The 25,556-nt window shown below is 28.0% G+C and carries 25 protein-coding genes; 6 read left to right on the top strand and 19 right to left on the bottom strand.

Annotation, left to right across the window (positions count from 1 at the left end):
- Positions 1 to 5 precede the first annotated feature (5 nt).
- The 7 genes from KQI30_RS03080 to KQI30_RS03050 all read right to left on the bottom strand — a co-directional run bounded on the left by KQI30_RS03080 (position 6) and on the right by KQI30_RS03050 (position 9,846).
- Entirely contained in the window at positions 6 to 2,492 is a 2,487-nt protein-coding gene (locus KQI30_RS03080; RefSeq protein WP_216461707.1) for an ABC transporter permease, read from the bottom strand.
- A gap of 12 nt (positions 2,493 to 2,504) precedes the next feature.
- On the bottom strand, positions 2,505 to 3,170 hold the full coding sequence (locus KQI30_RS03075) for an ABC transporter ATP-binding protein (RefSeq protein ID WP_216461705.1): 666 nt from the start codon (positions 3,168 to 3,170) through the stop codon (positions 2,505 to 2,507).
- A gap of 99 nt (positions 3,171 to 3,269) precedes the next feature.
- Positions 3,270 to 4,694, bottom strand: coding sequence for a polysaccharide deacetylase family protein (locus KQI30_RS03070; RefSeq protein WP_216461704.1), 1,425 nt, complete (start codon positions 4,692 to 4,694; stop codon positions 3,270 to 3,272).
- A gap of 13 nt (positions 4,695 to 4,707) precedes the next feature.
- Positions 4,708 to 5,679, bottom strand: coding sequence for a glycosyl hydrolase family 18 protein (locus KQI30_RS03065; protein WP_216461703.1), 972 nt, complete (start codon positions 5,677 to 5,679; stop codon positions 4,708 to 4,710).
- Position 5,680: 1 nt separating this feature from the next.
- Positions 5,681 to 6,667, bottom strand: coding sequence for a polysaccharide deacetylase family protein (locus tag KQI30_RS03060; protein WP_216461702.1), 987 nt, complete (start codon positions 6,665 to 6,667; stop codon positions 5,681 to 5,683).
- 20 nt (positions 6,668 to 6,687) lie between these two features.
- Positions 6,688 to 8,508: a glycosyltransferase family 2 protein gene (locus KQI30_RS03055; RefSeq protein WP_216461701.1), complete on the bottom strand. Its 1,821-nt coding sequence runs from the start codon at positions 8,506 to 8,508 to the stop codon at positions 6,688 to 6,690.
- A gap of 27 nt (positions 8,509 to 8,535) precedes the next feature.
- On the bottom strand, positions 8,536 to 9,846 hold the full coding sequence (locus KQI30_RS03050; protein ID WP_301281797.1) for a nucleotide sugar dehydrogenase: 1,311 nt from the start codon (positions 9,844 to 9,846) through the stop codon (positions 8,536 to 8,538).
- Positions 9,847 to 10,163: 317 nt separating this feature from the next.
- On the opposite strand from KQI30_RS03050, the gene KQI30_RS03045 reads away from it, so the two are divergent.
- Entirely contained in the window at positions 10,164 to 10,469 is a 306-nt protein-coding gene (locus tag KQI30_RS03045; protein ID WP_216461700.1) for a FlxA-like family protein, read from the top strand.
- Positions 10,470 to 10,667: 198 nt separating this feature from the next.
- Here KQI30_RS03045 and KQI30_RS03040 read toward each other — a convergent pair whose 3' ends face one another.
- The 7 genes from KQI30_RS03040 to KQI30_RS03010 all read right to left on the bottom strand — a co-directional run bounded on the left by KQI30_RS03040 (position 10,668) and on the right by KQI30_RS03010 (position 16,978).
- Positions 10,668 to 11,237, bottom strand: a complete 570-nt coding sequence (locus tag KQI30_RS03040) for a CHAP domain-containing protein (protein WP_216461699.1) — start codon at positions 11,235 to 11,237, stop codon at positions 10,668 to 10,670.
- A gap of 136 nt (positions 11,238 to 11,373) precedes the next feature.
- A complete protein-coding gene (locus KQI30_RS03035) occupies positions 11,374 to 11,631 on the bottom strand; it encodes a hypothetical protein (RefSeq protein WP_216461698.1) in 258 nt (85 codons plus the stop codon).
- 99 nt (positions 11,632 to 11,730) lie between these two features.
- Positions 11,731 to 12,192 (bottom strand): hypothetical protein, encoded by a 462-nt coding sequence (locus KQI30_RS03030; protein WP_216461697.1) that lies wholly within the window; start codon positions 12,190 to 12,192, stop codon positions 11,731 to 11,733.
- 201 nt (positions 12,193 to 12,393) lie between these two features.
- Positions 12,394 to 14,292, bottom strand: a complete 1,899-nt coding sequence (locus KQI30_RS03025; RefSeq protein ID WP_253287359.1) for an ABC transporter ATP-binding protein — start codon at positions 14,290 to 14,292, stop codon at positions 12,394 to 12,396.
- Positions 14,282 to 16,018: an ABC transporter ATP-binding protein gene (locus KQI30_RS03020; protein ID WP_216461695.1), complete on the bottom strand. Its 1,737-nt coding sequence runs from the start codon at positions 16,016 to 16,018 to the stop codon at positions 14,282 to 14,284. The genes KQI30_RS03025 and KQI30_RS03020 overlap by 11 nt, the downstream gene beginning before the upstream one ends.
- Positions 16,019 to 16,068: 50 nt before the next feature.
- A complete protein-coding gene (locus tag KQI30_RS03015; RefSeq protein WP_216461694.1) occupies positions 16,069 to 16,500 on the bottom strand; it encodes a MarR family winged helix-turn-helix transcriptional regulator in 432 nt (143 codons plus the stop codon).
- Between the two features lie 121 nt (positions 16,501 to 16,621).
- Positions 16,622 to 16,978 (bottom strand): hypothetical protein, encoded by a 357-nt coding sequence (locus KQI30_RS03010; RefSeq protein ID WP_216461693.1) that lies wholly within the window; start codon positions 16,976 to 16,978, stop codon positions 16,622 to 16,624.
- A 206-nt stretch (positions 16,979 to 17,184) separates the two neighbouring features.
- On the opposite strand from KQI30_RS03010, the gene KQI30_RS03005 reads away from it, so the two are divergent.
- Positions 17,185 to 17,973 (top strand): MerR family transcriptional regulator, encoded by a 789-nt coding sequence (locus KQI30_RS03005; protein ID WP_216461692.1) that lies wholly within the window; start codon positions 17,185 to 17,187, stop codon positions 17,971 to 17,973.
- Positions 17,974 to 18,156: 183 nt separating this feature from the next.
- On the opposite strand, the gene KQI30_RS03000 is transcribed toward KQI30_RS03005, so the two are convergent.
- The gene (locus KQI30_RS03000; RefSeq protein ID WP_216461691.1) at positions 18,157 to 18,378 is read right to left on the bottom strand and encodes a YdbC family protein; all 222 of its coding nucleotides are present in this window, start codon (positions 18,376 to 18,378) and stop codon (positions 18,157 to 18,159) included.
- Positions 18,379 to 18,882: 504 nt separating this feature from the next.
- Between KQI30_RS03000 and KQI30_RS02995 the strand changes: the two genes are divergently transcribed.
- Together KQI30_RS02995 and KQI30_RS02990 are read left to right on the top strand one after the other, a co-directional pair.
- Positions 18,883 to 19,473: a hypothetical protein gene (locus KQI30_RS02995; RefSeq protein WP_216461690.1), complete on the top strand. Its 591-nt coding sequence runs from the start codon at positions 18,883 to 18,885 to the stop codon at positions 19,471 to 19,473.
- Between the two features lie 66 nt (positions 19,474 to 19,539).
- Positions 19,540 to 20,172 (top strand): hypothetical protein, encoded by a 633-nt coding sequence (locus KQI30_RS02990; protein WP_216461689.1) that lies wholly within the window; start codon positions 19,540 to 19,542, stop codon positions 20,170 to 20,172.
- Positions 20,173 to 20,425: 253 nt separating this feature from the next.
- Here the strand turns inward: KQI30_RS02990 and KQI30_RS02985 are convergent, their stop codons facing one another.
- A complete protein-coding gene (locus tag KQI30_RS02985; RefSeq protein ID WP_216461688.1) occupies positions 20,426 to 20,779 on the bottom strand; it encodes a TIGR04076 family protein in 354 nt (117 codons plus the stop codon).
- 388 nt (positions 20,780 to 21,167) lie between these two features.
- Here KQI30_RS02985 and KQI30_RS02980 point away from each other — a divergent pair, with 388 nt between their 5' ends.
- Positions 21,168 to 21,815, top strand: a complete 648-nt coding sequence (locus KQI30_RS02980) for a YidC/Oxa1 family membrane protein insertase (RefSeq protein ID WP_216461687.1) — start codon at positions 21,168 to 21,170, stop codon at positions 21,813 to 21,815.
- 199 nt (positions 21,816 to 22,014) lie between these two features.
- Entirely contained in the window at positions 22,015 to 23,448 is a 1,434-nt protein-coding gene (locus tag KQI30_RS02975; RefSeq protein ID WP_216461686.1) for an alanine/glycine:cation symporter family protein, read from the top strand.
- A 148-nt stretch (positions 23,449 to 23,596) separates the two neighbouring features.
- Here KQI30_RS02975 and KQI30_RS02970 read toward each other — a convergent pair whose 3' ends face one another.
- The 3 genes from KQI30_RS02970 to KQI30_RS02960 all read right to left on the bottom strand — a co-directional run bounded on the left by KQI30_RS02970 (position 23,597) and on the right by KQI30_RS02960 (position 25,528).
- Complete coding sequence (locus tag KQI30_RS02970; protein ID WP_216461684.1) at positions 23,597 to 24,520, bottom strand: DMT family transporter; 924 nt, start codon at positions 24,518 to 24,520, stop codon at positions 23,597 to 23,599.
- Positions 24,521 to 24,614: 94 nt separating this feature from the next.
- Positions 24,615 to 25,067: a metallophosphoesterase family protein gene (locus KQI30_RS02965; RefSeq protein WP_216461683.1), complete on the bottom strand. Its 453-nt coding sequence runs from the start codon at positions 25,065 to 25,067 to the stop codon at positions 24,615 to 24,617.
- Between the two features lie 296 nt (positions 25,068 to 25,363).
- Entirely contained in the window at positions 25,364 to 25,528 is a 165-nt protein-coding gene (locus tag KQI30_RS02960) for a hypothetical protein (protein ID WP_216461681.1), read from the bottom strand.
- Positions 25,529 to 25,556: the final 28 nt, after the last annotated feature.

The raw sequence follows: 25,556 nt of genomic DNA, 5'->3' as shown, positions 1-25,556 counted from the left end.
CCTTATTATTCATCGTCGCTTATTCCTTCAACTACTGTTAATTTACTTAACCTTTTCAATGGTATTAATGTAGACAAATATGTTACTAATATTGCCACAACTATTGAAAGTGAAAAAACTAAATATGGGAACTTAAAAGTAAAATCACCTAATTCACTACCAGAATTAATCATCATCTTACTAAGAATTACTGATAATATTCCACCAACTATAGCTGAAATTATACCATATAATGTTCCTTCTAAAATCACTGTTTTCTTTAATTGCTTTTCAGTCATTCCCATAGCTTTTAATGTTGCAAATTCCTTTTTTCTCAATAATAAATTAGTCGAAATAGTATTAAAAATATTTACTACAGATATTATTGTTATTATTATAATAAAGCAATATACGAAAAACTCAACTTGGTTATATACACCATTTATTTCATCTATCTCTGAACCGAAATCACTGTAATTGAATTTGTCTGAATTTTTATCAAAATATTCTATTGCATTAGCTCTATTTTTTTCATTATCAAACTTAAATCTAATATCATTATAATTAACTTTTTCAAAAGTATTATCATAAACGTCTTTCAGACAATACAACCCTATCCCAGATTCTTCATAAGATCCCATAAATGGATCTTTGTTTAATATAGCAACTACTGTAACTTCAACATAATTATTCTCAATTTCATTCTTTATAGTATTATCATCTTTACCATTTACGTCAACTTGTTCATATATCTTAATTTTATCTCCAACTTTATAGTTAGTTCTACGAATAACTTTCTTATCTCCATTTTTATCTCTAGAACTATATCCATCAACTAAAATTACACCATTATCTTTTAATTTATTATAATCAATTTCTCCATCTACAACATAATCTTTTGCTAAATTCAATTCTTTACTACCTTCACAAGCATTAATATCAAATAATAAATGACCAAAACCATATTTACTATATATACTACTTAATTCCTCATCTTTATTTACAAACTTATCAATAGGAATTAACTTTCCTTCCGCTCTGTTAAATATTTTATAAATAGAAGAGTAAGATATATCTTTTTCTAGTTCATTTATTTCCTCAGTGGTGAAATAATCATTACCTAATCTTGTAACTGAAGAATCAAAAGCTATCCGCATAAATTGATCCTGAGTAAGTTGTTTTGCAAAATACATAAAATTATAGAATACATTAAATATCACTATTGATATAGTTAAAGCTAATAAAGTAACTATAAATCTCATAGGAGTTCTTCTTATATTTTTATATGCCATACTTCCTTCAATACCAAAAACCTTAGTAATTATTCTGGCTTTTCTTCTTTTAATTTTTCCAATGCTAATTTCACTCTTATTTTTCATTGCATCCACTGCAGTGATTTTCTTTACCTTTTTTACTGGAGCAAGCAATGATAAAAAGATTGTAATAGCTACTAAAATTGCTGTAACTAATATAATTACAGGATAAAAATTTATTGTAAGCTTAGTTAACATAACGTTATCACCTAGGAATATTTTTATTCCAAACTTTAAAGAAAAGAATCCTATAATTACACCAATTGGTAGAGCACAAAGCCCCATTATTGCTCCTTCTTTATAAACAATTCTTTTTATTTGCTTATTTGTAGCACCCATAGCTTTTAATATTCCAAAGTATCTAATTCTCTCAATTACAGACATATTAAATGAATTATATATAACTGTCATAGTACACACCATTATTATTGCAATTACAAATATAGCAATATTCTTAATTCCTCTATTTGTATAGCTATTTCCACCATTACCTGTTAGATATAGTAATTGACTATTATCATTTTTGGTTCCTTCTTTTATTTCTACATTTGCATCCTTTAATACTTTATTTATTATCTTTTGTTTGTTTTTTTCACTTTTTAAATTAACATATACAGTATATTCATCTTCCTTATTTATCTTATCTAAATATCCACTAACATATAGTAGATTATCATTATTGCTACTAAAACCATCTAATTTAACAATACCTACTACCTTAAAGTCTTTTTCTACTCCTTCTTCGCTTTTACCCTTTAGAGTATCACCAACATTAACATTAAGCTTTTTCTTTGTCATTGAATCAATGACTATTTCATTATTACTTTTAGGAAAACTTCCTTCTACTATTTTTCCACCATAAATTTTATCGTAATAGCCCTTATCACCATAATTACCAACTACAATTTTATATTTACTATTTTCTATACTATATTGAATTTCACTATCTTGTACTACTTCACTATTTTTTATTTCTACGTTATTTATTACCTTCTCCGCTTCATTACCTGAAATATCAAGCATAAATTCAAAATCTGCAGCTTCTCTTTCACGATCTATCATTGAATCCCTAAAACTTAATATAAATGTACCAATCGCAAAAATTAAAATAGTTGCTAGTGTAATACCCAATATCGTTAAAGTTGTTCTCTTTTTATTTTCTTTCATATATCTATAAGATATATCACTATAGTTTTTCATAAAAACCACCTCCTATTCTACTACTTTTCCATCGGCAATTTTTATGATTCTGTCAGCATTTTCAGCTATTCCCAAGTCATGTGTTATTACTATTGCAGTTTGATTATATTTTCTTATAGAAAACTTAAGCATCTCCATAATTTCTTTTGAAGTCTCACTATCAAGATTTCCTGTAGGCTCATCAGCTAAAACTATAGACGGCTTATTTATTAATGCCCTAGCAATTGCTACCCTTTGTTGTTGCCCTCCAGATAATTGTGATGGTAAATGATTTTCTCTATTTTCAAGACCTAATGTTCTTATTAAATCCTTATAGTACTCTTCATCAACTTTTCTGTGATCTAATAACGCTGGCATCTTTATATTTTCTTCCACTGTTAATACAGGAATTAAATTAAAAGATTGAAAAACAAATCCTATCTTTCTTCTTCTAAATATAGCAAGTTCATTTTCCTTTAAACTATAAATATCAGCACTTTCTATTAAAACTTTACCCTCTGTTGGTCTATCTACGCCCCCTAATTGATGAAGTAATGTACTTTTACCAGATCCACTAGTTCCTATTATTGCAACAAATTCTCCTTTTTCTACTTTTATATTAACATTACTCAATGCTTTAACTAAGTTGTCCTTTTTACCATAAGTTTTTCCTAGATTCTTTGTTTCTATTACTATCATGTTTTTACCCCTCTCATTTATCTTATGTTATTATAATATATCTTCTTTATTACTGTAAGATTAAAGGGATTATTACAAATTTGTAATAATCCCTTTTTATTAATTTAATAGTTCCCCTACTGTAACTATTTCATAACCTTGATTTTGTAAGTTTTCAATAACTCTTGGTAACGCCTCAGCTGTATGTTTCCCGTCTAATATATGTAGTAATGTTATTCCACCACTTTTGCTGTTATTAATCATATAATCTACAATTTCATCACTACTTACGTTAGCCTCCCAATCCTTAGGATCTATACCATAAAGAACTATATCCTTATAACCACAACTAGCTATAGTTTGTCCAACTTCTTCATCAATTATGCCTCTTGGAGTCCTTAAATACTTACTAGGTTCTTTATTAATAGCTTTAGCTATAACTTGATACCCTTTGTTAATTTCCTTTTTCAACTCCTCTGAACTTATAGTATTTACATCCTTGTGACTATAAGTATGATTTGCAATTTCATGACCTCTCTGAGATATTGTATAAGCTAAGCTAGGATTTTCTTCCACTCCTTCACCTATTAAAAAAAATGTAGATTTTATATTATATCTATCAAGAATATCTAATATCTCATCAACAGTATCATCACTTGCCCAATCGTCAAAAGTTAAAGCTATTTTCTTTTCATCTGTTTTATAATCTTTAATAATATTGTATTGATTACAAGGTACATCTATTTGCTTTTTAGGTTTATATTGTTCAACTTTTCTTTTTTCATACAAATCAATTAAATCATCTAAAGAAATTGCTTTATAAGATTTTTCTTTTATTTTTTCAGCAAAATAACTAATGTACTTATATAAATCTGGATTAGAATCTAAGTCTAAAAGTACTAAATTACCACGCTTTCTTTTTTCAAGAAACATTTTTCCTAAGTACTGTTCATCTTCATTAGATAAATCAGTAAATCTTATTGTAGGATTAATGATATATTTATATCCGCAATCCTTAGCAACATCTTTTACTTTTTTATTTATATTATCTTTTCCAACTCTAAGATACTTACACTTTTCTTTTAATACCTTTTCTATTGCTTCTCCTGATCTTTCTATTTCTTTAACTTTATTTTTATAACTTTCTTTTGTTAAGTCAGCACTTGTTAAAGTACTATTTTCAATTTTGTGACCATCGCTTATTATTGCTTTTGCTAGATTACTTTCTTCACTAACTTTAATTCCAGATGCAAAGAAAGTAACTTTTAGGTTATTATTCTTTAACTCTTTTAGTAGCTTTGACAATGAGTCTTCATTTCCCATCCCTTGGATAACTATACTAATAACTTTTTTATCAGTTATTGCACAAGATATTTCATCACAATTAGAAACTTTTATATTTTTATCAACTTTACTAATAACATTTTTACTTACATTTGTAACTTTATCATCCTTAAGAGGATACTTATCTTTTGAACAAGATGTTAATATCATTGTAACTATCATAGATATAACTATAATAGACACTAGTTTTTTATTTTTCATACTTTCTCCTCTTTTAAATATTTCCTCCTAATCTCCATATAGAAAATTTATATATACCTTTTGACTTAGCTATATTCATCCATGACTTTATAGTTTCATCATCTGAATACCATACTTCACAAAAATTATTTTTTTCATCTCTATAGCTAAAAGTTAATGCATCACTTTCTTTAGCCCTAGTAATATCTACAGAATTCCCATTCCTTATTTGGGTAATATCATTTCTACTTAAGGACTTATATTCTCCATTGTCTAGCCATTCTGCACCACTTAATGAAAAAGCTAATTGCAAGTTCTCAAGTTTACCTTTAAATTTATTGCATACGCTTTCTACATAATCTTTGTCAGCTTTAGGACCAGGTTTTGTTTTATTACCATAAAGATTGTACACCATAACTATATATTCATATTCAGTAGGAAACTTTAACTTATTAACTGGAGCTGATGATTGTAATACCACCCTTAACTTTTTACCTTTGTTAGCTAATTTAGTTCCCACTTCGTCAATAAAAGATATATATTTCTTCCAATCACTATCTTGGATTTTTTCATAGTCCAACTCAATTCCTTCAATGATTTTGTCATCTGCAAGATTCAATAGTTCTGCAATATGCCTTTCTTTTTTATCGTTACTATTTAAAATACTATGAATTACATCACTATCTTTTTCTATAGAGTTATCTTCGTTAATAACATCATTCACTACTGTAATATATAATTTGTCATATTCCTTCGCCAAAGTATCTATATTGCTTGAAAAACTTTCATTCTTATATAGTAAACCATCTTTATTAAAGTACACTCCAAAATACGAAAGATTATCCAAATGATGTGAAGAATTTCTTGCTTCCTCAATTCCCCCTTGAAAATCCCAATCAACAATCCAGCCATGGAAGGTTACTTTTCCGTTACTTTTATTAAGATTACAGCCTATTATAGTAATAAATAATGCTATACATAAAACAAGTCCGATAAATCTTTTCATATTACTCCTTATTGCTATCTATTGATTCATTAATTTTTTTTAGTAGCTGATCTCCTGACCACCCTTTTTCAACTCTTATTCTTGTTAAATCATACTTAGATTGATTTTTAGTATTATAACAATCCCCTGTTCTATTAATAACAATATCAAAATACTTTTCTATATTTTCTTCGTTTACCCTTTCCACAGAATCTGTAACTTTGTAGAACAGTTTATCTGAAGGCATTATCATATAACATTTAGGCATACCATTTAAAACTTTATTGTATATTTTATTCATTTCATCATAGTCCCAATTTATTCTCTTTCTCATTTCGTCTTCTGTCTCAATAGGGACATTATCACCATCTCTTAAATAATCCATTAAATAATGATTATATGTGGATTTTTTAGTATCAACACTATTAGAATCAGTATCCTTTCCTTGTACATTTATATATTGAAATCTATATCCACTAGTACCAATATCAAAGTAATCATCATTCTTCAGTTTCTTCAAATCTGATGTGGTTAAATAACTTCTATTTCTACTTGATAAATATCCAGCATAATTCATCGTTATTGCCTTATAATTATATTTTTGCAATACCTTTTTTGTCATTTTTGTAGAAACTTTTGTACCATCTTCGAATACTAAAAATAGCGCTTTATCTGGTAATTTTCCATCATGTTCATAGTAATTTATCACATCATCAATACCTATAGTCACATAACCATCTTTATAAAGAGCACCCAATTGATCCCTAAGCTTTTCTTCTGATATATTCTTTTTCCCATCGCCTAATGATGAATAAGAAATCATAACAAAGCCATCTTCTTGATTCCACAACTTTTTATTAGGTTTTTTATATTTTTCATTAAATAAAACTTGTGAAAATGCACATACTACTACAAAAACGCATATTAACGATTCTAATATTGTTCTAAAAACTTTTCTTTTTTCTTTCCCCTTAACATACTGATTTATAGTTAAATTATCTTTTTTCACAATTAACTCCTCACTAACTATTATTCATTGATACTTGCTGATACCTTAGTTTTCTTACTCTTTCTCTTTTCCTTCTTCGCTTTAGCTTCTAAATCTTCCTTAGTATCTCTAGTTCCCCAAGTAGACTTCCAAAAAGTCACACACGCTATAGGCATTTGCCATATCAAAATAAGTTCATAAAAGATACAAAACCAAATTCCATAAAGCCAGACGGAACTTTTTCTGAACCATAAATACACAAAGCTCATTAAAAAGCTCATTAATACTATTCCTAGTAAAAACACTAAAGGAGTTATTTGATAATATATTGGTATATAAATAAAATTATATAAGAATATTATTGGAGCTAAAATAGGCACTAAAAATCCTGCATAAAAGGATATTGCTTGAAAAGGTTCCTTTTTCCACATAAAACTACCTGCTCGCAAGGATTCTCTAAGCCATGATCTTTTCCATCTCATTTGTTGTTTTAGAAAAACCTTAAATTTAGACGGAACTATTGTCGTACATATTGCATTATCTTGATATACTGTTCTGTGCTCCTTTAATATAAAATTTGTCATACTTCTATCATCACCAAAAGTAGCTGGTTGTCCAAAAAACTTTTGATTGAGCCAATCCTCTTTATACTTTTCAACTAACTCCTTCCTATAACAAGAAAGTGGTCCTGATAAACATGTTACTGCATCAAAAATTGATTCAGCAGCTTTTATTATACGAAAAGAAATGTAATATCTTACAGCTTGCATTTTAGTAATATAATTTGTCCATGTATTTTCAACATCTGTTCTTCCTGTTACACCGCCGACCTTTGGATCTACAAATGGTTTTACAATATTTTTAATAGCATCAGGTTTTAAAAAGCTATCAGAGTCTACAAAAGTTACATAATTATGAGAAGCTACCTCTACACCTTTTACTAAAGCTATACGCTTTCCACCATTTTGTTTCAAAGGTAAAAGTCTTACTCTTTTTGCAATATTATATTGAGGATATTTATTTTTCAATTCTTCAATAGTTTCTTTAATTCTTTCGACGGAATTATCATTTGAGCAATCATCAACTATAATAACTTCTAACTTGTCCATCGGATAATCTTGATCTACACAACTAGTTATAGTTTTGTGTATCCATCTTTCCTCATTAAAACAAGGAATTATAATTGAAACCTCTGGTGTAAAATCAAATTCAGCCGTTACAGGCTTGTACGCACCTCCAAAAATATATCTAGTAACTAAATATAGTGCAGTTATCAGACTATATCCATATAAAACTGGCTGATAAGAAAAGAATTTAATGCTCTCAAATCTCATAAATACAATATTAGCGATTATTAATATTGTGAAAATACTGGAAATCACCAAATTAATTGGCCATTTTCTTTTAGAAAAATATGATTTCAATGTATTCTCAAATAGAAATTCTACATACCTATATTCTTTACTGCTATTTTCATCATTAATCATTGCAATTGCTCTAATCTTGACCCTTCCTTCAAATCCTTCTGGCATATTTCCTTCACTTAAATTAAATTTTAACAATAAAGAATCTTTTCTCTTTATTTGGGCAATGTCATCTTTTTTTAGTTTTATAACAACTCTCTTGTAAGATATTTCTAAAATTTCTCCTCTAATTATTTCCTTTTCTCTAGTTTTAATTTTTACACTTATAGGATCATGACAAATATACATATCGCTACTGTCTTCCCACTTATTAATGTTACATTTTAACTTTTTAACATTTTCTTCATTATCCAGAATATGATTTAAAACTATACCGCCCTCCTTAGGCTTTAAATAAATTTCTTCTTCGTTTTTCTTCTTAGTAAGTATTTTCTTCACCCCATCTCCCTTTGGTATACAAATACTTTATAATCTCCAATATGTTATTCCTCTATCTTCTACGTCCTTTTTATTATAGATACCTTTTAAATCTACTAAAGTCTTTCTATCATCAACATATTTTTTCTCTAATTCATCTAATGATATGTTTTTGAATTCATCATGTGCTACTGCTACAACTATTGCATCAACATTATTTATTTCATCATAATCCACTAACTCAATATTATAGCTCTTATAAGTTTCATTTCTATCAGCTACTGGGTCATACACGAATACATTGATTCCATATCCTTTTAAATAATTAATTATGTCTACAATTTTCGTATTTCTAACATCGGGGCAATCCTCCTTAAATGTTATACCTAATAAAGCAACTCTTGCTCCCTTAACTACTTTCCCTAAACTGATTAATTGTTTAACTACTTCTAATGCTACATACTTTGACATTTCTTCGTTTACTTTTCTTCCTGAAGCAATTATCTGTGAGTCATACCCAACTTCTTGTGCTTTATATATTAAATAATAAGGATCTACTCCTATACAATGTCCTCCAACCAATCCTGGCTTAAAATCAACAAAATTCCATTTTGTTTTTGCTGCATTTAATACAGCATTAGTATCAATATTCATATCATTAAATATGATTGATAATTCATTCATAAAAGCAATATTTATATCTCTTTGAGAATTTTCAATAACTTTTGCAGCCTCTGCCACCTTAATACTTTCAGCTTCGTAAATTCCTGCTTTTATTATTGACCTATAAACTTTTGAAACTTCATCTAAAGTTTCCTCATCACATCCAGATACAATCTTCACTATATCTGTAACCTTTTTAGTATTATCCCCAGGACTTACTCTCTCTGGTGAATATCCTACTTTAAAATCAGAACCATATTTTAATCCTGATATCTTTTCTAAAATAGGAACACAAACCTCTTCTGTTGTTCCAGGATAAACTGTAGATTCATAAACAACTATATCGCCTTTTGTCAAATTTCTAGCAACGGTTCTTGTAGCTTCCTCTACTGGCGTTAAATTAGGCGTATTATCCTCATTAATAGGTGTTGGTACTGCTACAACATAAAACTTTGCACGTTTTAACTCCTCTTCATCAAAAGTGAAATTTACAGAAGCATTTTTCAGCTTATCATCTCCAACATCTTTTGTTGGATCATAACCTCTTTTGTATAAGTTTATTTTCTCACTATTTGTATCAAACCCAATAACTTTAAAGTGATTTGAAAACTCTACAGCAAGAGGTAAGCCAACATACCCTAATCCAACTACTGCTAATTCTTCTTCTTTGTCTAGCATCCTTTCATATAATCTCATAAATTTTTAATACCCCCTTATATGATATTTATTACCTTACATGGGGAATTATACAATATTTACTTTATATTTACAAGTTAATTAATATTTAGTTAAACTTTTCTTAATATTTGTTCTATTTCCTGTAATATTTATAAGTGTTTTCAAATTTTATTATTTCTATTTTAATGATTTCTTTTTACGATTAAAAACAACTATTTCATTTATATTTACTTCACATAAACTTCATATCAATAACACAATAACATCATAAAACCGAAAAATTAAAAAACGATATATCAAATATACAATTATTATATTTTTAAGGAGGCATTATAATGCAAATAGGAAGTATTAATAGTAATTCTAACTATAGCGTTTCATCTACAAATTCCGAATCAACAATAAAATCATTAGAAACTAAAATATCAACTATTCAACAAGAAATTATGTCTTTATCTAGCGATGAAAGTTTATCTGATGATGAAAAAATCCAAGAATTACAATCACAATTGCAACAATTACAAAGTCAATTAGCTCAAAAACAATCTGCATCAGAAAAAACTTCAGAATCAAACAATACTGAAAATACAAAAAAAGATTCAGAAAAAAGTTCTAATTATCTACTAGATACTTATTGCTAAAATATTAATTCAAAAATTCAGGTTTATATAAAAATCGAAACTTTAATGCAAATATAAAAAAGGATGCAGTATTTTATCTTGCACCCTTCTATACATCATATAACAATATTACGAATAATAATCCTAAAATAAGTATTTAGTTATTTATGTAAAACTAATGCTGAATTTTTTAACTCAAAACTAAATATCTCTTTTCCCTTATTCTCCATCTTTTCTAAGCCACCCCACCGGCTTATTTTTCTCACCAACAAAATACTTATGATCCTTTTCCACTAGCTTATATTTTTCTCTTGACTTTCCCCAGATGTTTTGCTGAATAACTTCTATGTACTGATCCGTTACCTTTGTTATAATAGCAACATGTCCATATTTTGTAGTATTAAAAACAATAAGATCATCTTCCTTGGGCTTTACATTGTCGCCATTTCTATATTGAATCAAATCTCTTCGTTTATTTAACTCTCCTTGATTAACGTCTTCATCAAAAAAATCTTTCGCATTACCATACCCATCTGGCATGCTATGATTTTTAGCATCATAATAAAAACGTTTAACATACTCTACACATTGCCACTTATATCCATAATAGTATCCATTATCACTATAATGCTCCCCATAGGATTTAGTATATATCATACCATTATAATGAACATTAACTCCTTTGTACTGATCTATAATTTTACCCACTTTACTACTATCATAAAAATAAGTTATAGCCAATAATAAAGTTATTATTGATATAAATAATACTATATATTTTCTTTTCATAATTACCTCTCCAATTTTTATATTTTACATAATATAGATACTTAAATAGTAACATTTACGTTAATCTATGTATACACATTTACTATTATAAAAATATAAAAGAATGACTTCTTATTTAAAAAGCCATTCTTTTACCTTATGCTCTAATGATATTAATGTCTTCTAATACAGACAGTATATATCTATGAAGTCCTTTCCCTTCTAAACTATTAAACATAAAACCTACTCTTTTTATTTCCATTGAATCCTCAAATTCATAATTTATATATATATATCGTTCGCATTGATAAAGCCATTCTCTATATTCTTCGTTACAAAATTCATCTTCTCTTTTAGTAAAACTCTTACCAATTAACTTTAGTTCTTCCAATTTTTCTCTACTACTTTCATTCATATACTTCAACCCTTTTTTAATTCCTTTATTAATATCTATTTAAACAAATTGAAAATGATTACAGATATTTAGAATTACTTTGTGTTTATTTAAAATAAATTATCCATTATTATAATTATAGTTATCATTTTTCTCTTCTAGAACTTCATTTATTATTGGCTTTTCTTTTTTATCAATATCTTTATTTTCTTTCTTCTCGTCGTCTATTGTTACAGAACAACGTGAAATAATTGTATCTTTATCTGCAAAATAAAATATATTTCCATTTTCATATTTATCTTCCTTTGCATTAATTATTACAACAGAATCTCCCTCGTTAAAATTTATTTTTTCATTACTATTAGACAAAGAATTATTTAGAAAGTTGATAACTATTATATTAAAATCCCAGGTTTGTACCTCTATATAATTCATATCAAAATTTATGTGATTTACATGAGCTTTATAAAAATTAATATTAGTTTCAATAATATTATTACTCTGTTTCATTTCTGCTTTATTTTGAAAACATCCATTAAATATTACTACTAGAATTATTAAAATGCATATAACTTTTTTCATAACTTACACCTCTCAATATAAAATATTTATTATATTTTTGATGAAATTATTTTATAATCTTACATTTTTACTTCTAAATTTGAAATTATTCTTTGTGATGATCTACGTATCTTCTCAGTTTACAATAACATAATTATGATTATGTAAACTAAATTATTATATATTAATTTTAAAATAAAAAAAAGGGCTTTTAGCCCTTTTTTATGAAAGCTCAAAAGCTCCTGTATATAATTGATAATACTTACCTTTTTGTTCTATTAAATCATCATGACTTCCTCTCTCAATTATTCTACCTTGCTCTAGAACCATTATAACATCAGAGTTCTTAACAGTAGATAATCTATGAGCAATAACAAAAACAGTTCTTCCTTCCATAAGTTTATCCATACCTTCTTGAACAATTCTTTCTGTTCTTGTATCTATACTTGATGTTGCTTCATCAAGTATTAACACTGGTGGATCTGCTATAGCTGCTCTTGCAATGGCTAATAACTGTCTTTGACCTTGAGATAAACTAGCACCATCACCAGTAATTACTGTGTCATAACCTTTTGGTAAATGATGAATAAACTGATCTGCATTTGCAAGTTTTGCTGCTGCAATTACCTCTTCATCAGTAGCATCTAATTTACCATACCTAATATTATCTGCTATAGTACCTGTAAATAAGTGAGTATCTTGAAGCACTATTCCTAGTGATCTTCTTAGATCATCTTTCTTAATCTTACCTATATTAATACCATCATATCTTATTTTACCATCTTGTATATCATAGAAACGATTTATAAGATTAGTTATAGTTGTTTTACCGGCACCAGTTGCACCGACAAATGCTATCTTTTCCCCTGGTTTTGCAAATAAACTAATATCATGTAATACAATCTTATCTTCTTTGTATCCAAAATCTACATTTTCAAAAACTACATCTCCAAGCATTCTTGAGTAAGTAACAGTACCATCGCTATGTGGATGTTTCCAAGCCCAATTTCCAGTACGCTTTTCAATTTCTTCTATATCACCATTATCATTTATTTTAGCATTTACAAGTCTAACATATCCATCATCATCTTCCGGTTTTTCGTCAAGAACTTTAAATATACGTTCAGCACCAGCTAATGCCATAATAATTGCATTAAACTGTTGCGCTACTTGTGTTATAGGCATATTAAAACTTCTAGTAAGTTGTAAGAATGATGCTAGACCCCCTAGCGTAAGTCCTCCAACACCGCCTATTGCAAGTAAACCACCGACAATTGATGTCGCTACATAATTTAAGTGACCTAAATTACCCATGATTGGCATTAAAATATTTGCTAATGTATTTGCATTATTAGAACTTTCAAAAAGCTTATCATTTAAAACGTCAAAATCTTTCTTTGACTCTTCTTCATGACAAAAGACCTTAACTACTTTTTGACCTTCCATAAGTTCTTCAATATATCCATTTAAAACACCAAGATCTTGTTGTTGCTTAATAAAATATCTACCACTTTTTCCACCAAGAGTTTTTGTGATATACATCATAATAACGACCATAATAACAACAATTCCTGTAAGTGGAATACTGATAACAAGCATAGATACAAATACACTAACTATTGTAATTATAGATGATAGTAATTGTGGTAACCCTTGACTTATCATTTGTCTTAAAGTATCTGTATCATTAGTATATAAGCTCATGATATCTCCATGAGCATGAGTATCAAAGAATCCTATTGATAACTTCTCCATATGCTCAAATAAATCATCTCTAATAGCTTTTAATGTACCTTGAGAGATATTTACCATAAGTCTGTTATATAAATAAGTTGCTAAAACACCAGTGTAATATATTACTGCCATAACTGCTAACGCTTTTAAAAGTGGTGCAAAGTTAACAGTCGTAGTTTCTTTTAAGAATGGTGTTATATAATCATCAATTAATCTTTTTAAGAATAATGTACCAATTACATTAACGATAGAACTTAAGAATATTGATAACAAAACTATTATTGATTGAACTTTATATCCTTTAAATAAATATCCAAGCAATCTTTTTATAGTTTTCATTGGATTTGTAGATCCTTTTCCAGGATGATTTACTTGATTATTTTTCATTGTTATCATCCCCCTTTACTTGTGATTTATATACTTCTTTGTAAATTTCATTATTTTCTAGTAATTCTTCATGAGTACCAAATCCATTTATTTTACCATCGTCTAGAACAATTATCTTGTCTGAATCTTGTACTGATGATATACGTTGAGCAATAATTATTTTTGTTGTATCAGGTATAGTTTCTTTAAAAGCCTGTCTAATAAGTGCATCTGTTTTAGTATCAACAGCACTTGTTGAGTCATCTAAAATTAATATCTTAGGTTTTTTTAGTAATGCTCTTGCAATACAAAGTCTTTGTTTTTGTCCTCCAGATACATTACTTCCACCTTGCTCAATAAAAGTATCATACTTGTCTGGAAATTTTTCTATAAATTCTTCAGCAGAAGCTTGCCTACATGCTTTCACAATTTCTTCATCTGTAGCATCCTTATTTCCCCATTTCAAATTCTCCTTTATTGTTCCAGAGAATAAGACATTCTTTTGAAGCACCATAGAAACCGCTTCTCTAAGAGTTTCTATATCATACTCTCTAACATCAACGCCACCAACTTTAACAGAACCTTCTGTAACATCATAAAGTCTTGGTATAAGTTGAACTAATGTAGATTTTGAACTACCAGTTCCCCCAATAATACCAATTGTCTCTCCTGAGTTTATTGTTATATTAATATTTTCTAACGCTTCACTATCTTTATCATTTCCATAGCTGAAACCAACATTAGAAAATTCAATTGATCCATCTCTTATTTCATAAATTGGATTTTCTGGATTAGTTAAGTTACTTTTTTCATCTATAACTTCTATAATTCTTTCCGCTGAAGATTTAGCCATTGTAACCATAACAAAAACCATGGAAATCATCATTAAACTCATTAAAATATTTACTGCATAAGTAAATAAACTCATAAGTTCTCCAGTAGTCATAGTGCTTGATACTATCATTTTTGCACCAATCCAAGACATAAGCAAAATACAAGTATACATTGTAAATTGCATAATTGGCGCATTTAAAACTATTAATTTTTCTGCACTTATAAAGAAGTCACGAAGTACACTTGATTCCTTATGGAATTTTTTAATTTCATGCTCTTCTCTTACATAAGCTTTTACAACTCTAATTGCTGATAAGTTTTCTTGAACACTTGCATTTAAATCATCATACTTTCTAAAAACCCTCTTAAAAAGTGGATGAGCATTTGTCATTATAAAGTATAATGATACCCCTAAAACTATTATTGCTCCAACAAATATTAGTGAAAGCTTTGCATTAATATAAAATGACATAACCATTGCAGAAATAAGTGTAAATGGTGCTCTAACAAACATTCTTATTATCATTTGAAATGCATTTTGAACATTTGTAACATCTGTTGTAAGACGTGTTACTAATCCCGCAGTGGAATATCTATCAATATTGGAAAAAGAAAAATTTTGTATGTTATAATACATTTCTCTTCTTAAATTTCTTGCGAAACCTGTAGAAGCATTTGCTCCATATTTTCCTCCAAGAACTCCAAAAGTAAGAGAACAAAATGCTATAACTATCATCATTGAACCTATAATAGCTACATATTTCATATCCCCATTCCCTACACCATTATCAATGATTTTTGCCATTAGAAGTGGAATTATCATTTCCATAACAACTTCTAAAATCATAAAAATTGGTGTTAAAATAGTTGCCTTTTTGAACTCCCCTATATAACTCGATAATCTCTTTATCATATATTCTCCTCCTTTTGCTAGATTTATAGCTTTATATAAAAGAATTGTTTTTATTTTTCAATTCTCTTACTTAATCTGTTAAGTATATCCATGAATTTATCCAGTTCCTCTTTAGTTAATTCACCTTTTACATAGTCTTCAAAGTCCTCAATATCATTATGCACCTTGTTATGTAACTCTATTCCTTTATCTGTTAATACCAACTTTTTTAATCTTGCATCTTGCATAACAGATACTCTTTTTACATAACCATTTTTCTCTAGTAACGTGATGACACTTGTTACTGATGAACGTCTAATATCGAACTCTTCTTCTATATCCTTTTGAAATACATCACGTTTTTCCGACTCAAATCTTATAAATCCAATAATTTTACCCTGTATTCCTGTTACTCCATACTGAGAAACCTTATGATTTATAACTCTCTTAAATTTGTTTGATAGAATGTCTATCTCCTTACCTATATGCAACTCTTTATTCATATAATATACCTCTAAATATTTGTTAGATTCCTAACTAATTTTACTTTAATATTATTACTTTGTCAATGAATAAAGCTACAAGAAAAAAGCTGCGCATTAATATTAATACACAGCTTATAATTTATAGAATTATACTAATTAATAACATTATTATTCCATTGGCACTGATAGCTATATTACTAAAAGTAAGTGATACTGTAGTTTTTATATCATATCCAGCTCTTTTATCAATTTCTAGATTAGCATTATTGACTTGTTGTACATTACTACTACCTAATCCTTGTAATGATAATCCCATGGAATCCCCACTTATAGATGCCCCGATACCAAAAAACAATGATAATATTCCTTCAATAAATAAAATATCTTTCATATTATACCCTTTATAACTCTTTAATAATATAGCAATTAGAAGAGATAAGACTACTAAAAGAACAGTACCCATAATATACTTATAAATGCTTTTCCCATTTTTCATTGTTTTCCCCTTTCTCTATTATGCTTTTTTGTTAAAATATGCTATATATCGCAGTATATCATGCCCTTTAAATTCTTGCAATATATTACATTTCATAACTATAATTGCGTTATAAATATAAAGACTAATTTTCCTATTGACCTTTACGTAATGTAAAAGTTTATAATTAAATAAAGCTAGATAATTAATGTATTTAGGAGGTTAAAATGCTTACAATCGGAGAATTCTCAAAAATATGTAAAGTCAGTTCAAGAACTTTAAGACATTACGATAGTATAAATCTTATTAAGCCAAAGAAAATAAATGAAGATACCGGATATAGATATTATGAAATAGGTCAAGTTAAAGAAATGCTGTTGATTGAACGATTAAAAAAATACCAATTTTCATTAGATGAAATTTCTGAAATATTACACTCAAATCCTAATATTCTTTTGGAGAAAATTCTTGCTAAAGAAGAGCTTATTAAAAATGTAATTTCAGAATATAAAGAAATTGAAAAACAAATGATGGACGATATTGTAAGATTGAAGAAAGGTCTTGATATAATGTCATTTATAGAAGATATAGATATTAAGCTAGTAAATACAGAGGACGTTAACATTTTAAGTAGTAGACAAGTAATGGATGTTAATGAATATGGTAAATATATTGGAAAGTTATTTGAAATTGTAACTAAAAATGATCTAACAGTTCTTGGTGCTCCGATGTCTATATACTATGGATCAGAATTTGATGAAAATGCCAATGATACCGAAATTGCTATACCTATTAAAGAACATTTTAAAGGTACAAGAGTATTCCCTGGTGGATTATATGCTACAGCAACAATACAAGGTGGCTATAGCAATCTTTCAGCAGGATACGGAAAGTTAATTGACTGGATTAATAAAAATAATTATAAAAGTAATGGAGAATCCTATGAAAAATATATAAAAGGTCCCATAAATGGTAATGAAATTATTACTGAAATTTATATTCCAATTACTAAATAATTTAAGAATGAAGTAATGATTGATACAAATAACTTAGTACCTAAAATCAGAAGATAACTATAAAAGAATACTGTAAAAATTAAATTCTTAGGAAATAATTCAAAAGGAACTAAGATTTATTTACATCTCAGTTCCTTTTATTTTAAGCAATAACTACTATATCTCAATTGATTCCATCAAAACCTATATATCCATATTGGTAAGCACCTCTTTTAATGATTTCAATTCATCTACAGTAAGAGTAATACCTTTCCCCATTTTCTCATGTCCTGGAGCCCATTCTCTTAAATCATATTTAGCTTCTCTACCATTCCAACTTATAAGATTTAATTCTTTTTTCCACCCCTTAGCTGATTCTGATATTGATCCTAATTCTTTTTCTATTTCATATTTGATATCTGCCATTAGATGCACCTCCTTTAGATTGTATCTTTGCAATTAATAGTAATGAATCTATGTATCTATAATACTACTTTTACATCAATTCTTCATATTTACTTAAAGCTATTTCTTTAACTTATACGCCTTCGCTTTTTAAAGATTCAATATATTCATCAGATATAAATCTCTTTAGTCCTTTAAATATAGATATTTTGATTTATATTTTTATTGAACTTTTATGTTGTATAATGTAATATCATACATATATTTCATTGATGTTTTATTATATGACTCTTTTACACAAGAGTAAAGAAAGGATTCGATATGAGAAGCAATCTAAAATTTATCATATATAAACTTATCTTTATTATATTCTACTTTTTTACGTTGCACTTTTTTTACAAATCATATTATACAAATTTTCTAACATCATTTTTCTATTTTATGCTGTTTATAATTTGTCTTATTTCAACAATTTCATACTTTCTAATTTCACTTTATATACGATATAAAAGAGAACAATCATTTATGAACATATCATCTAAAATCTTGAAATATTCTTATTTATTTATAATAATCATCATAACATTAACATTCATATATAAAACATTTATATATGATAGTAAATATGAACCATATATTTTAAAAAAATTATCTCATCCTGAAAAAAATATTTATATAAACCTAAGTAATGATAATATTTATACAGATGAATTTAAAAATGTATTCAATGATATTTCTAATAAAGTTACTTTACCTAAGGATTTATATATTTCAGATAGCTTCAAAATATTTTTTAATAACCAAGGAACTATTACTTCAATTAATGGATTATTATATGGAAAGAATGAACGTGGTGGTACAGATAGTTTTTATATTAACTATAACTATAATAAAACAAAGACTATTTCTTTAACAATGAATAAAGATGTAAAAGCAAATTATAACAAAAAATATAGATTATATCCTTTTATCAATAATCTTAGTTCTCTCTCACTGAAATATGCAACTAGTAATTATGATTCACATACATATGGTATATCTTATTCTGGTGAAAGAACATTCTCTGCTAATACAAAAGGAATTGTATATATAGATTCAAAAGGAACTACAAAATAACCAACTAACTTATGTACGTCTTCAGTAACTGGCTATACTATTTCTTTATTTATTCCTAATCAAGAAATGATTGCTCCTTCTTTAAAATATATTATTACTGATAATATTGATACAACTGATGGTGAAATAACTACATCCTTGGATCGTTGCGACTTGTCAAATATTGAAAAACAAATATCTAAACCAGTAAATGATAATGAAGTTGAATTTAGATTAAATGATACTATTATCTACAAATTATTAACTAACGACCAGAGTTCTAATACTTACACTCTATGTAAATATAATCCTACTATTAACGAAAATACTATTATAAATAATGATATTCCCAAAATAGCTGACATAAATAATATTAACTTAACTTTTTTTAATGAGAACCTTGGATTTTTATCTGTAAAATCTGATAAAAAAATTCAATTACTTAGAACAGAAAATGGTGGTAAGAACTTTGAAACTATTTCCTTTGATAACATGCTTTCAAATTTGCTAGAAAAAGAATCTATGAATATCGCACCAATAAAACTAAGTGCACCTTATAAAGAAAGTTATCTTTTATATCTACGACTACAATCAGATCAAAGTTATTATAGCGATAAAAGCTATCTATTATGCCAATCAGAAGATAATGGTAAGACATGGTGTATTATTAAAAATGTTAATTTTGACTTACAAACAGAAAAGAAACTTATTGGAGGTTAACCCTATGTAGTATACTCTGCATAGGGCACCATTATGGGAATATCGAATTCTACACAATCATCAATACACTGCATATAACAATGAAATAAATTATCTCCATCTAGGTTATCAAGAAATAAATTATTTTGTTTTTCAACAGGTGTATGTATATTCTCTATAAATAGTCCTGCTTTTCTTGAATAGTTAACTCCGTCTTTATAATCACTTCCGCGACCAAATCCATCACTCCACCAAATTTAATTTTAGATCAATATTAAGATTCCCCAAAGAATTTGCCTTTATAGAAATTCTCATTTCCAAGATTCTTTGCTGTCAATCTAAAAATAACACAGCCATCCGGACATACAATGTCTTTACTATACCTACTACTTCCGCCTATGCTTTCCAAATCCCCACCACTTCTTACAGCCTCCATAGTTGGAAATAGTATCATCATTACCTTTGAACAAATTCCCTCACCTGCTTCATTTACAGGACATCCATAAGTACAAGTATACTTGTCCCCTATCTCTTCACCATTTCTGCAATAATGTTCTGTATGATCACTGTTAAGAAATCCTATAACTTCAATTTCAAATTCATATTCCTCATCATACCACTTTTTCATAATTTCCACCTTCCTTTATACTCTATACATTTTATCACTGTATTTACATAAAGTGTATATTTGTTTATAATTAAATCATTATCATATTGAAATTTAAGTGAGGTGAATAAATGCGATTAAATTATGAAAATCTGCTAAATATATTTCTATATATAACTTTTATAATATCGGCAGTTAGTTATTTAGCATATATCTTTAAAACAGAATTATCTCATGCAATTCAATATGTACTAATAAAGAATTTATTTCTTAAAAGACTGAAGTACTCTAAAATGCGACAGCCAAAGCAGTATATCAGTTATTTGAAATATGATATATGGAGATATTGTAGTCTATTTTAATTGAAATGAACCATTTAGAATAACATAAATAAAAAGGAGAGAAAAGAATGGATTTCATTTCAAATATGTTACAAAGTTTATTAAATATATTATTAGACTGCACTGGAGATTTGGGAATTGCTATAGTTATAATTACTCTATTAGTGAAGGTATTCCTAATGCCACTATCAATAAAGCAAAAAATATCTATGAAAAATCAACAAATTTTAGGAGAAAAAATAAACAAACTCAAAGAAAAATATAAAAATAATCCTAAAAAGCTTGAGTCTGAATTAAAAAAATACTCTAAAGACAGTTTAAAAGGAATGTTAGGTTGTACTACTCTTTTGCTGCAAATGCCGATAATTTATTCACTATACCATACGTTTGTAAAAATGCCTTATGGATATTCAACTATATTGGTTCCTTGGATTAATAATTTGAACTTACCTGATAACTTGTTTATAATTCCTTGTATATATACATTAATTGTGTTAGCTCCAAATTTGATAAATTATATTCCTTATTTTAAAGCTGCATCTAAAACTTCACCTAACAAAGAAATGATACTAACTACAGTTATAATCAGTGTTCTATTAACATTAAGGACTCCCGTTGCATTAGGTATATATTTCATAACAAGCAGTTTATATTCTTTTGTTGAAGATATTCTTTTTAAGACATATATTATCCATAAAAATGAGGCCATTGAATAATTAATCTACTAAATAGATGCTTCTACATAGTTTTCTTCACTAATGTATAATAATCTAAAAATTCCACCTATGCTTTACATATTATACTAATTGTGATATGATAAGTTAAATCTTAGAAATTCATAGTTTTAGGGCGATGTTGTCTACAATAGCTCTAATGCTATGAATTTTTTCTTTTACTGAAAAGGGGGAATACATTATGGATTTATTTTCAAAAGTTCTAAGTTCTATTGATGATTTTATTTGGGGACCAGTAATGCTTGTATTATTAGTCGGTACTGGAGTATTTTTAACAATAAGGTTGAATTTTCTACCATGGCGTAATCTAGGATACGCTTTGAAAAGTGTACTTAGTAAAGAAGCTCGTAGTAAAAATAGAGGTGAAGGTGATATTTCACCATTTTCGGCACTTATGACTGCCCTTGCAGCAACAATTGGTACTGGTAATATAGTTGGTGTAGCTACAGCTATGGTACTAGGTGGTCCTGGTGCTTTAGTATGGATGTGGATTTCAGCTTGTTTTGGCCTTAGTTCTAAATTTGCTGAATGTATGCTTGCTATAAAATATCGTGTAGTTAATGAAAATGGTGAAATGTCTGGTGGACCTATGTACACTATGAAACATGCTTTCAAAAATAAAAAAGTTGGTAATATACTTGGTTTTCTTTTCGCACTATTCACAGTCCTTGCTTCTTTTGGCATAGGTAACTTAACACAAGCCAATTCAATATCTGCTGCTCTAGAAGAAACATTTAATATACCTTTATGGATAACTGGTATTATCATAACTGTCCTTGCATTACTTATCATTGTTGGTGGTATCAAAAACATTTCTAAAGTTTCTCAAGTAGTAGTGCCAACAATGGCTGTATTCTATGTATTAGCAGGAATTTTAGTAATCTTATTTAATATAAAAAACTTACCAAGTGGAGTTGCTACTATTTTTAAAATGGCTTTTAGCACAAAAGCTGCAGCTGGTGGCGTAGGCGGAACTATTATGGTAAGTATGATGCAATCATTAAGATGGGGTGTTGCAAGAGGTGTATTTTCTAATGAGGCTGGTTTAGGTTCTGCGGCTATAACTGCAGCCGCTGCAACAACTGACAACCCTGTACGTCAAGGATACATAAACATGACTGGTACCTTTTTTGATACCATTGTAGTTTGTACAATTACAGGTCTTGCTATTGCAAGTTCCGGCGTTTTAGGAACATTAGATGCTTCTTTAGAATTAGTCACAGGATCTGCTTTAACAATAATGGCATTTTCCTCAGTCCTTGGAAAATTTGGTGGTATACTAGTTAGCATTTGCATCGTACTTTTTGCATTTTCAACTATTATTGGTTGGGAATATCATGGTGAAAAAGCTTTTGAATACTTAGTAAAGAAACCTAAATATTGCATCATATACCGTATCATCTTTTCATTAGTATCATATATAGGAGCAACAACAGCTCTTAAAGTTGTCTGGTCCTTCTCAGATATTATGAATGGACTTATGGCTATTCCAAATCTTATTTGCCTTTTAGTTCTAAGTGGTGTACTTGCTAAAGATGTTAAAGAATTTCAAAATATCATTATAGCTGAAAAACAAGAAAAAGACTCCTCCAAAACCTTGCAATCAAAAATTTAGAAAGTAGCTTTGTACTATAAAACCCTCTTAAAAATTAAGTTTAATTTTTAAGAGGGTTTTATTCTTGAAGTAAGCCATTCTTCTAATCACTTCTAGATTTAGTACGTAGAGCAACCTGCTTTAACATAATAATATAAAGCTAATAATTTTAATCCTGACATCTATATACCGCAAATATACCACTGCAAACTAACATTAATGATGCTAATAATTTAATATCAAAGATATTCTCTCCTAAAAATACTGCGCTTAATATTGCTCCGAAAACAGGTACTAAAAAGTTAAACATGGATATAACTGCAACCTTATTGTACTTTAATAATATAGTCCATATAGAAAATGCTACTGAGGATAATAATGCCATATAAATTAATAATATTATTGACTTAAAGTTAAAACCTACTAATTGTCCACCTAATCCATATCCTAAAATCACCAATATGAATCCTCCTATTGCTAATTGATATCCTGTGACAATAAACGCATCCAATTTTTGCGTAATCTTCTTACCATAAATTGAAAATATGGACAACGATAATGCTGCAAGCATTATTAACCCCTCTCCCTTAAAAGAAAAGGAACTTTTAAGTAGTGAACCGTTATTAAGATTTGCAAGAACAACACCTGTAAATCCTACAATGCAGCCCAATATCTTGCTTTTGTTAATCTTATCATTTTTATAAATAAAATGTGCCAATATAATACTAAAGAATGTACCTGACCCTGTTATTATAGATCCCGTTATTCCTGTAGTAAATGTCATTCCTATATAAAAAAATATGTACTGAAGGGATGTTTGTCCTAAACCCAAAAAAGAAATTCTAAGTATATCTTTTTTACTAAATGAAAATATACCTTTTTTCATCACTACTGCTATAGCAAGAACAATTAATCCTGCTAAAAAGAACCTTATACCTGCAAAAACAAATTTTGATGCTATATCATTAGTAGGTATATTAAATAGTTTGTATCCTATCTTTATACATGGATAAGCACTGCCCCATAAAAAGCAACATAATGTAGCTAATAAAACAATATTTCTTTTATTTGTATAAATTGATCTTGTATCCATTATCTTCACTCCAAAATAAATTGCTCTCTAACTATTGCAACATAAAATGCATCTAATATTAGTAACTACTAATCCTTTACTTGCAACAGCCTCTTCATTCTAAAATTATTTTCTCAACACTTATATTATCCTTATCTCCCTTTACTATTGCCATAGTAAGTGGCAACGAAAATCTTCTTCTACCACAAGAACCTGGATTAATAAAAGTTATACCTCTATAATTTTCCTCATTATATTTATGAGAATGTCCATATACAACTATATTTACATCATCTAATTTCTCATACTCTATGTCTTTTTTATCATGAACAACATATACTACAAAATCATCTAAATTTACTTTCTTAGATTTAGGTAAAGTACATCCCCAAGGATCTTTATCATTATTACCTTTAACAACAATTGTACCTGCAATATTTCTTAAATTATCTATAATTTCTTTTCCGCCTACATCACCACCATGAATAATATAATCGCATCCATTAAGGTTTTCTATTACTTCATTTCTTAAAACACCATGAGTATCTGATATTATTCCTAATTTCACTGCGACCTCTCCTTATACAAAATTTAAAAATGTTAAATCATTTAATGCATGTAGTATAATTGATAGTATTAAAGATTTTGACTTCATATCATAACAGTTTTATCTTCTTCATTGTTCCAAACAAAATGTGAAATCTTACCTTCAACTAAAAAAGCTTCGTGCTTTTATATTAATTTTGTATATTATATCATAAAGTATGATATAATATTAGTAAGGATTAAGGTCAAGTGTTATCGTTGACCTATAACTTAAATGAGTAATTTAAAGATCGAAGTAGCTAACTTTGCGAGGGTGAGCTACTTTTTTCTTTTAATATCATTATCTTCATTAACTGATATTTCAGCCTGAATTGAATCATCTTTTTTATCTACTCTAGTTGAAAATTTCTTTCCATGTACTATAGAAGTTAAGGCTATTATCGTAAATGATAATATAAAAAGTGCCTCGATAAACTCTGTCATGATATCACCTTCTTTCTATCCCTAATTG

The sequence above is a fragment of the Clostridium bornimense genome (assembly GCF_018917145.1).
Taxonomy (GTDB): domain Bacteria; phylum Bacillota; class Clostridia; order Clostridiales; family Clostridiaceae; genus Clostridium_AN; species Clostridium_AN bornimense_A.
The sequence above is the reverse complement of the archived record's forward strand: the minus strand, read 5'-3'. Positions and strand labels throughout refer to the sequence as shown.

Coding starts and splice junctions, on each gene's coding strand:
- KQI30_RS03080 (WP_216461707.1), bottom strand. CDS start 2,492: ATGAAAAACTATAGTGATATATCTTATAGATATATGAAAGAAAATAAA.
- KQI30_RS03075 (WP_216461705.1), bottom strand. CDS start 3,170: ATGATAGTAATAGAAACAAAGAATCTAGGAAAAACTTATGGTAAAAAG.
- KQI30_RS03070 (WP_216461704.1), bottom strand. CDS start 4,694: ATGAAAAATAAAAAACTAGTGTCTATTATAGTTATATCTATGATAGTT.
- KQI30_RS03065 (WP_216461703.1), bottom strand. CDS start 5,679: ATGAAAAGATTTATCGGACTTGTTTTATGTATAGCATTATTTATTACT.
- KQI30_RS03050 (WP_301281797.1), bottom strand. CDS start 9,846: ATGAGATTATATGAAAGGATGCTAGACAAAGAAGAAGAATTAGCAGTA.
- KQI30_RS03045 (WP_216461700.1), top strand. CDS start 10,164: ATGCAAATAGGAAGTATTAATAGTAATTCTAACTATAGCGTTTCATCT.
- KQI30_RS03040 (WP_216461699.1), bottom strand. CDS start 11,237: ATGAAAAGAAAATATATAGTATTATTTATATCAATAATAACTTTATTA.
- KQI30_RS03035 (WP_216461698.1), bottom strand. CDS start 11,631: ATGAATGAAAGTAGTAGAGAAAAATTGGAAGAACTAAAGTTAATTGGT.
- KQI30_RS03030 (WP_216461697.1), bottom strand. CDS start 12,192: ATGAAAAAAGTTATATGCATTTTAATAATTCTAGTAGTAATATTTAAT.
- KQI30_RS03025 (WP_253287359.1), bottom strand. CDS start 14,292: ATGAAAAATAATCAAGTAAATCATCCTGGAAAAGGATCTACAAATCCA.
- KQI30_RS03020 (WP_216461695.1), bottom strand. CDS start 16,018: ATGATAAAGAGATTATCGAGTTATATAGGGGAGTTCAAAAAGGCAACT.
- KQI30_RS03015 (WP_216461694.1), bottom strand. CDS start 16,500: ATGAATAAAGAGTTGCATATAGGTAAGGAGATAGACATTCTATCAAAC.
- KQI30_RS03010 (WP_216461693.1), bottom strand. CDS start 16,978: ATGAAAAATGGGAAAAGCATTTATAAGTATATTATGGGTACTGTTCTT.
- KQI30_RS03005 (WP_216461692.1), top strand. CDS start 17,185: ATGCTTACAATCGGAGAATTCTCAAAAATATGTAAAGTCAGTTCAAGA.
- KQI30_RS03000 (WP_216461691.1), bottom strand. CDS start 18,378: ATGGCAGATATCAAATATGAAATAGAAAAAGAATTAGGATCAATATCA.
- KQI30_RS02995 (WP_216461690.1), top strand. CDS start 18,883: ATGAACATATCATCTAAAATCTTGAAATATTCTTATTTATTTATAATA.
- KQI30_RS02990 (WP_216461689.1), top strand. CDS start 19,540: ATGATTGCTCCTTCTTTAAAATATATTATTACTGATAATATTGATACA.
- KQI30_RS02985 (WP_216461688.1), bottom strand. CDS start 20,779: ATGAAAAAGTGGTATGATGAGGAATATGAATTTGAAATTGAAGTTATA.
- KQI30_RS02980 (WP_216461687.1), top strand. CDS start 21,168: ATGGATTTCATTTCAAATATGTTACAAAGTTTATTAAATATATTATTA.
- KQI30_RS02975 (WP_216461686.1), top strand. CDS start 22,015: ATGGATTTATTTTCAAAAGTTCTAAGTTCTATTGATGATTTTATTTGG.
- KQI30_RS02970 (WP_216461684.1), bottom strand. CDS start 24,520: ATGGATACAAGATCAATTTATACAAATAAAAGAAATATTGTTTTATTA.
- KQI30_RS02960 (WP_216461681.1), bottom strand. CDS start 25,528: ATGACAGAGTTTATCGAGGCACTTTTTATATTATCATTTACGATAATA.